Below are 7,432 nucleotides of genomic sequence, written 5' to 3'. Positions count from 1 at the left end.
AGCCCGAACAACCCGAAGAATAAATGAAAAAAGACAGGGAGGGCTTAAGCCCTCCCTGTCTTTTTGAGGAGGGAGGAGCATGCCAGATAAGGTTCGCGTTGGCATCATCGGGTCGGGGTTTGAGGCCGAAATCCACGCCATCGCCTTTCAGAAGATTCCCCATGTCGCCGAGGTTGTGGCTGTAGCTTCACCCACGAAAGAACACGTTGAGTCCTTTGCGCAGCGTTTCCGCATCCCCCGGTGGTACACCGATTACCGCCGGATGCTCGAGGACAAGGACATCGACATGGTCACCATCTGCGCCCCGAATTACCTCCATGCCCAGATGGCTATCGACGCAGCCCAGAGTGGAAAACATGTGGTGTGTGAAAAGCCCCTCTGCATGAACCTCGAAGAAGCGGACCGCATGATTGGGGCTTGCCGGGAAAACCGGGTCTTTCTCTTCTACGCGGAGGAGCTCTGCTTTACACCGAAGTACGTGCGTGCCAAGGAACTCGTCGACGAGGGCGCTCTGGGGAAGGTCTACCTTGTGAAGCAGAGCGAGAAGCATTTCGGGCCCCATTCGGACTGGTTTTGGGATGTGGAACGTTCTGGTGGCGGCGTCCTTATGGACATGGGATGCCATGGGATTGAGTTTGCCCGCTTCATCCTTGGGAAACCAAAGGTGAAGAGCGTTTTCGCCCACCTTGGAACCTATGTCCACAGGGATAGGACTCGAGGCGATGACGAAGCGGTAACCATCGTGGAGTTCGAGAACGATGCATACGCCATCATTGAGAACAGCTGGGCCAAACGGGGAGGAATGGACGACCGGGCAGAGATTTACGGTGAGGGGGGAGTGACGTACGCCGTCCTCCACATGGGGATTTCCCTTGTGACGTACAGCGAGTACGGATACGGATATGCAGTGGAAAAGGCTCCCACAACGAAGGGGTGGACGTTCACAATTTACGAGGAAATCTGGAACTATGGGTTCCCTCAAGAAATGGAGCACTTTGCCCGCTGCGTTATGGGGCTTGAAGAGCCGAAAGAGACGGGAGAGGATGGAAGGGCGGTTCTTGAAATTATCTGTGCTGCCTATGCATCGGCCGGAGAGGGGAGAAAGATAGTCTTTCCTTTCGAGGCCAGAGGGGCCAAAAAGCCCATCGATTTCTGGTTAAAAGGGCAATGAGACCGAAGATCACCCTTCTCGGCTCCCAGGAGATTGCCCGGATTCACGAGGTTTCCTGTTCTATTCTTGCAGAAATTGGGGTGATTGTTCCTGACGAGGAGATTGTGGCCCTCCTTTGCGACCATGGAGCGAGGGAGAGAAACGGTCGGGTTCTCATTCCTCCTCTTCTTGTGGAGGAATGCGTGCAGAAAGCGGGGAGGTCGTTCTCGCTCTACGGGAGGGATGGGAAGCGGTCGGTGACTTTCGCGCAAGGGGTAATGGTCTTCTGTTCCTCTCCGGGACAGTTTGCCTGGTTTGAGGATGGTGTACGACGAGAACCCTGTGGAAGAGATTTCCTCCGGGCGGTGCATCTTGCCCACCACCTTCCCCACATTGACGTCGTTGGGGGATTGGCCATGCCCTCGGAGTATCCCGATACCCTCCGGGAGGTGTACATGGCTCGAGAACTCTTTGCCCGGACGGATAAGCCGATTTTCCTCTGGTTCTCAAGGAGGGAGAATTTCCGTCGGGTCTTTGCCATGAGTGCCATATGTGCCGGTGGGGAAGAAGCTGCCCAGGAAAATCCCCGTCTTTTTGCCTTTCTTGAGCCCATCAGTCCTCTGCGGTTCCCTCAGGAAGGCCTTGCTATTCTCAAGGAGGCCACGTCTTTGGGGCTTCCGGTCATGATTGGTCCCATGGTCCAGGCGGGTTCCACGGGTCCTGTGACTTTAGCAGGGACCCTTGCCCAGGAGAATGCCGAAATCCTTGCGGGGATTGTCATTACGGAACTCCTTCGTCCTGGGACACCCGTGTGCTACGGGGGAATCCCTCACGTTTTCGACCCAAGGACAGGGAGTATAACCTTTGGTTCTCCAGAACAGGGGCTTTTGAGTCTGGCGATGGCTGAAATCGGTGCATTTTATGGATTTCCGGTGTACGTCAATGCCGGGCTCACCGATAGCTGTGCCTTCGACCCCCAAAACGGCTGGGAGAAGGGTGTAACCCTCATTATGGGCATGCTCTCCGGGGCTTCTACCTTCGGTCACATGGGCATTGTGGGGAGCGACCAGGGAGGAAGTCTTGAGCAGCTCCTTCTCGATGACGAACTCATCGGGTTCTGCAAGCGTATTATGCGGGGGCTGAGTGTGGACGAAGAGGCCCTGGCGTTTCCTGTGGTTCCTTTGGGGGTGCGTGAAGGGTCTTTCCTGGCTCTCGAGCACACTGTGAGTTTCCTGCGAAAGGAACTTTGGATTCCGTCCCTGAGCTTTAGGGGAAATTTTGATCCCGGGAGGGGAATCCTGAAAAGGGCACGCGAAATGATTCGGGAAATTCTTGCCCTTTCCTTGCCCCTCCTTGAGGAAGAAAAGCAAAGAGAGCTCGATGCACTTTGTGAGGAGGAAGGCAATGCCGAGGGTTCTCTGGAGTGAAATGACGGCCTGGGAGATTGAAGAGCGGAGAGAAAAAGGGTGTCGGGTCATTGTTCCCTGTGGGTCAACGGAGCAACATGGGGCTCACCTTCCCACGGGGACAGATACCTTCTGTGTCCTTGAGGTGGCAAAGAGAATAGCTGAACGGTACGATTCAGTTGTTGCGCCGCCGCTTTCTTTCGGTCTCTCCTATCCACACCGGGGTTTTCCAGGAGTTATCGAGCTCTCCCTGGACACGTACCTTGGGGTCATTCGGGATATTGCCTGTTCCCTTGCCCAGGGTGGCTGGAAGAGAATTGTTTTCCTGAACGGCCATTACGATAACCTGTACGCCATTGCCTACGCCCTTGCCGAGGCCTTTCCTTCTTTCCCTGAGGGAACCATTGCGTACGCCCTCTCGTACTGGGAAGGGCTTTCTGGGGAGTCCGCTTCTCTTTTCACCGAGGGTGGAAAGGGGCTCCATGCCGGTTTTGGAGAAACCGCATTGTGCCTTGCGATTTGCGGGGAACTCGTGAACCGGGAGAAGATGGAAGCCGAATTCCTCAACCGCCTGTCCTTAGAAACCCCGATCCACCTTGCGTACTTTTTAACCCATCCTGGGTCACTTTTCCGGGCAACACTGAGCGGTGTGTGGGGAAATCCTTCTGAAGCTACAGAGGAAACTGGAAAAAATCTTCTCGAGGAGCTTGTCGAGTCCTGTGGAAAGCTTATAATAGAAATAGAGGCAGTTTTTGCAGCACTTCCAAAGCGGCACTAAGGAGGGGGGCCTGGGGAGTCTTAGACTTTTGTCCCGGCTGACTCCCCGGGTGCACCCAAACCGCAGAAGATGATACTCTGTGCATCTCGAAAAATCAAGCATCCACGAGAGAATATTCCTCCGCTTCTTTTCCGGTTCCCTCTGGAACTCTTCTTCGATTCCCCGAATATTTCTCTTGAGGGATTGTTTGCCGAAAGGAGGTCGATGACGGGCACATGATTCAGACGGTCAACCTTACCAAGGAGTTCAACGGGTTCAGGGCGGTGGATAACCTCAATCTTCGGGTGGAGAAAGGGGATATCTACGGGTTTCTGGGACCGAATGGTGCGGGGAAAACTACAACCATTATGATGATTCTTGGCCTCATCCCTCCCACAAGCGGAAAGGTTTTCCTCTTGGGAGAAGAGCTGCGACCGAATAACGTCGAAGTGAAGCGGCGTATCGGTGTTGTTTCAGAGAACCAGTACCTGTACAAGGAAATGACTGCCCAGGAGTATTTGACCTTCTTTGGCGAGCTCTACGAGGTTCCCAACGTAGAAAGGCGCATTGATGAGCTCCTTGAGGCCGTGGGTCTCCGGAACGACCGGAATAAGAAACTCGGTGCGTATTCAAAAGGTATGCAGCAGAAGCTTGCCTTTGCCCGGGCGTTGCTCCATGATCCGGAGCTTTTAATTCTTGACGAGCCGGTGGCCAATCTCGACCCCACGAGCATCAAACAGATTCGCGATCTCATAGAGGAGGAGAACCGGAGGGGACGAACCGTTTTTGTGTCGTCGCATCTTCTCTCTGAGGTTGAACGTCTCTGCAAAAAGGTAGCCATCATCAATCGGGGGAAGCTCCTTGCTGAGGACACCATGGACAACATCAAGCGCCGTCTGACGGACACCATCCGCATGGAAATCGAGGTTTCTCAGAACGCCGAAGGCCTCTCTCCGGAGCTCTCTACGTTACCCTTTGTCAAGGGGTTCACTATCGACGGGAATAGGCTTGAGGTCCACCTCAAAACGGAGCGAGATTACCGCCTTGATCTTTCCCAGTTCCTGTACGAAAGGGGATTCTTGGTGCTCACCATGAAGGCAAAGGAAATGAGCCTTGAGGATGCCTTTATCACCATTACCCAGCAGAATATTTCGCTTCTTGCCCAGGGGGAGGGAAACGCATGAGGCGTTTACGAGCTGGAGGCATTGTTGCCCTGAGCATTGGAGTGCTTGTTGCGGTACTCTTTGCGGTTGCGTACTTCACCACCCGGGTGAACTACGGCATTCTTAAAGGAACCGTTGTGGACCTTTACTCTCAGGACGTGGTGCGAAAACTCACCATCACCATCGACGGACGCTCGGATATTCTCTTCCGGAGTAAAGACTACCAGCTCACGAAGATTCCCCCTGGAAAGCATGTTCTCAAGGCCGAGGCTCCGTACTACTATCCCTTCTCCCAGGAGCTCGAGATAAAGCGTGGTGTGAATACTTTCAACTTCACCATGGAAGGTAAAGAAATCCCGGATCTTGCGGGAATCATTTGCTTTGCCGATCCAACCGACCGGGGAATTGAAATCGAAATTCGCTTCAAAGACTCCAAAGGTATTGGAATTTCCGATTTTCCAGGGATGCCTCTCAAGTTCGAAGGGAAACTCTATGTCCGAGAAGGAGATGAGGACAACTACTCCCGGGGCCGACTCCTCTACGAAGGACCGATTGAGCTTTTCTGGGATCCGAAGGCGTACCTTGCCCGAAATAAGGGGCTCATCCCCTGGGATAAAATCCAGATTGACCGGGAGAAGGAACACTACGGTCTTTTAGAGGTTGTTCTCCATACCCCGCAAGGGGATTTCACCGAGTTCGTTGAAGACGTGGAACTCCAGAAGAGGGAGGAGTGAATATGCGCGCCTTAAGGGTTATGAAGGTACTGTTCAAGAGAGATTTCCTGTACTCCCTCTATAGTTTCGGGTACTACGTGGCTCTCTTTGCCTCGTTCTTCGTCTCGTCCTTTATCCTCAAGAATTTCCTCGATAGCATTGGTGAAGAGGACATCTTGGTCTCTGCCTATCCCCTCAACTATCCCCTCTACATTACCCTGGTCATCATTTCCCTTTACCTCGTGATTATTTCTGGAATTTCCATCTCCCGGGAACGAGAGCAGGGGACCCTGGAGGTCCTCTTCTACGGTCCTGTGACTTCAGGAAGCTTCCTCTGGGGGAAGTACTTCAAGGACCTTTGCCTTGGCATTGTGGCCCTGGGATTTACAGCCGTCTACTTTTACCTTGTGAGTGCCTTCACCAATATCGGTTTTACGATGGGCCTTGTCAAGGCACTCATCATGAGCATTTTCCTCATTTCTTGCGTGGTGAGCTTTGGTCTTTTCATCTCCACTCTTACGGGGCGCATCCGGAGCTCTGTTCTTGCTCTGGTGGCTGTCCTGGGGAGCTTTCTTGCCATTCAGTTCGCGTACAATGCCCTTCTGGGTTTTGAAAAGGAGTCGCTTTCTGTTCCCATGCTCTACGTTCGCCAGGCAATGTCCTATGTCTTTCGAGGCATAAGCTGGATTTCTCCCTTTGCCTACCTCAGCCGAGGGCTTGACAGCGTGGTTCTTGAAAACCCCCTCCTTTACCTTGCCAATATCGTGTACGCTTTGGTGTACTCTCTCATCTTCATGTTCCTCTCGGTATACGTGATGAGCAAGAAGGGGGTGAAGGCGTGATGCGCCGGTTCGTCTTTCTTCTCCTTGTGGGAGCACTGGTCCTTTCCGGATGGGTGGCTTTGGCTCAACCGCCGCTACGGGAGCAACTCGTCTACTCACTGACTTCCTTCAATGGGTCCACGTACAGCAAGAGCTTCGCGCCCCAAAGCGAGGATACAATCTACCTCATTGCCAATACGAACAACATCGTGGTTCCCCGCAAGACGGTCGTCTACTACTGGCCCATTACCCGCCGGTACATGGCTGGCTTCAGCACCCTGAACGAGGCTGTTCCTGGTAAGCTCGAAATCCTCCAGGGAGGGAAGGTCATTGCTACCCTCGAGGAACAGAAGTACGTTCTCTACTACCCTGAGGGTTACTTTTCCGAGAAAACCATTATGTACCTCAACGAAGAGGCGGACGCGGCTCACGAGAAGTACAAGAAAGCCATGGATGAGTTCAACCAGAAACTCAAAGAGTACTACGAGGCCATGCAGAAGTACCGAGAGGAACTGAATAAATTCTTCGAAGAGGTCCGCCGGCGCAGGGAAGCCGGAGAAACAGGACCCCTGAACATTCCTGTCCCCAAGGAACCTTCTCCCCCGGATTTTGTGGATTTCTACGTTTCTGAGCCGGCTACGGGTTTCGTCGTGAACCTTCCTCCTGGCCACTATGAGATTCGGGTGAGGCTTGATGATGGGACCATTCTTGAGGGGAGCGAGAAGAAGCTCGTGGTCTTCACTTCCCGGAGAAAGGGAGGAATAGGCTACGAGATTATCCCGGGGAACCGCTGGACAAGACGTGAGAACTGTGATGACCCTTCCTGGATTATCCATGGAGTGGGGAAGAACGAGCTCTACTTTAACCCCTTCACGCAGGAGGAGTACAACGAACTCTACCACAATAAGCTCCAGGATCCGCAAAACATTGGGAGAATTGAGCGCTGGAAATGGGTCCATGTGGATCCCGTTAAAGACGCCATGTTGCTTTTTGGTCGTGGGAAAGAAGTCCTGAAAGCGGTGACTCGGGCTCCTTACTTCGTCAAGCAGATTCCCGGGCCTGAGCTCGGCTACGAGATTGTGGACTACGACGAGGACCTGAAAAAGCGGGGTTACAAACCGACCTTTGAGAGCTATAAAGTTGTCCTTGGTCCTGAACTCCCCAAGGTGGACTATACCATTCAGGTGGTAGCCGGAGAAGACCAGATGCCCCTTCCCAAGAGTGAGCGCACAATCAGACTTTTGCGAAAAGAGCACGGCATGTACCTTTACTTTTTGGCTCTTATCCCCCTTATAGTAGGGGCAGGGATTGTGGTAAGCAGGAGAGCTCGGGTTGAAGCTTAATTGTGTTCCAGGAAGCGTTCTTTCTTGACCGTTTGAACCGCTTTGTGGTCCTCTGCGAGGCAGATGGGCGGAGGTTCCC

Annotated in this window: 6 protein-coding genes and 1 pseudogene; all 7 read left to right on the top strand. The window is 53.2% G+C overall.

The genetic code is table 11. The annotated features are described in order from the left end of the window. Positions 1–79 precede the first annotated feature (79 nt). The 7 genes and pseudogenes from H5U36_07785 to H5U36_07755 all read left to right on the top strand — a co-directional run bounded on the left by H5U36_07785 (position 80) and on the right by H5U36_07755 (position 7,353). Positions 80–1,171: a Gfo/Idh/MocA family oxidoreductase gene (locus H5U36_07785; protein ID MBC7218021.1), complete on the top strand. Its 1,092-nt coding sequence runs from the start codon at positions 80–82 to the stop codon at positions 1,169–1,171. After that, positions 1,168–2,582: pseudogene (locus H5U36_07780) on the top strand (trimethylamine methyltransferase family protein). Before H5U36_07785 ends, H5U36_07780 begins: the two are co-directional and overlap by 4 nt. After that, a complete protein-coding gene (locus H5U36_07775) occupies positions 2,579–3,334 on the top strand; it encodes a creatininase family protein (GenBank protein MBC7218020.1) in 756 nt (251 codons plus the stop codon). The pseudogene H5U36_07780 and the gene H5U36_07775 overlap by 4 nt, the downstream one beginning before the upstream one ends. Before the next feature lie 215 nt (positions 3,335–3,549). Beyond that, a complete protein-coding gene (locus H5U36_07770) occupies positions 3,550–4,497 on the top strand; it encodes an ABC transporter ATP-binding protein (GenBank protein MBC7218019.1) in 948 nt (315 codons plus the stop codon). Then, positions 4,494–5,210 (top strand): hypothetical protein, encoded by a 717-nt coding sequence (locus H5U36_07765; GenBank protein ID MBC7218018.1) that lies wholly within the window; start codon positions 4,494–4,496, stop codon positions 5,208–5,210. The genes H5U36_07770 and H5U36_07765 overlap by 4 nt, the downstream gene beginning before the upstream one ends. Continuing rightward, positions 5,207–6,031, top strand: a complete 825-nt coding sequence (locus H5U36_07760; GenBank protein MBC7218017.1) for an ABC transporter permease subunit — start codon at positions 5,207–5,209, stop codon at positions 6,029–6,031. The genes H5U36_07765 and H5U36_07760 overlap by 4 nt, the downstream gene beginning before the upstream one ends. Further along, the gene (locus H5U36_07755; protein MBC7218016.1) at positions 6,028–7,353 is read left to right on the top strand and encodes a hypothetical protein; all 1,326 of its coding nucleotides are present in this window, start codon (positions 6,028–6,030) and stop codon (positions 7,351–7,353) included. Before H5U36_07760 ends, H5U36_07755 begins: the two co-directional genes overlap by 4 nt. Positions 7,354–7,432 lie beyond the last annotated feature (79 nt).

Source organism: Candidatus Caldatribacterium sp., assembly GCA_014359405.1.
GTDB classification, from domain to species: domain Bacteria; phylum Atribacterota; class Atribacteria; order Atribacterales; family Caldatribacteriaceae; genus Caldatribacterium; species Caldatribacterium oleiphilum.
The sequence above is the reverse complement of the archived record's forward strand: the minus strand, read 5'-3'. Positions and strand labels throughout refer to the sequence as shown.

Bases quoted from the DNA above. Each gene is read 5' to 3' on its own strand.
- H5U36_07785 (MBC7218021.1), top strand. From the start codon at position 80: ATGCCAGATAAGGTTCGCGTTGGCATCATCGGGTCGGGGTTTGAGGCC.
- H5U36_07775 (MBC7218020.1), top strand. From the start codon at position 2,579: ATGACGGCCTGGGAGATTGAAGAGCGGAGAGAAAAAGGGTGTCGGGTC.
- H5U36_07770 (MBC7218019.1), top strand. From the start codon at position 3,550: ATGATTCAGACGGTCAACCTTACCAAGGAGTTCAACGGGTTCAGGGCG.
- H5U36_07765 (MBC7218018.1), top strand. From the start codon at position 4,494: ATGAGGCGTTTACGAGCTGGAGGCATTGTTGCCCTGAGCATTGGAGTG.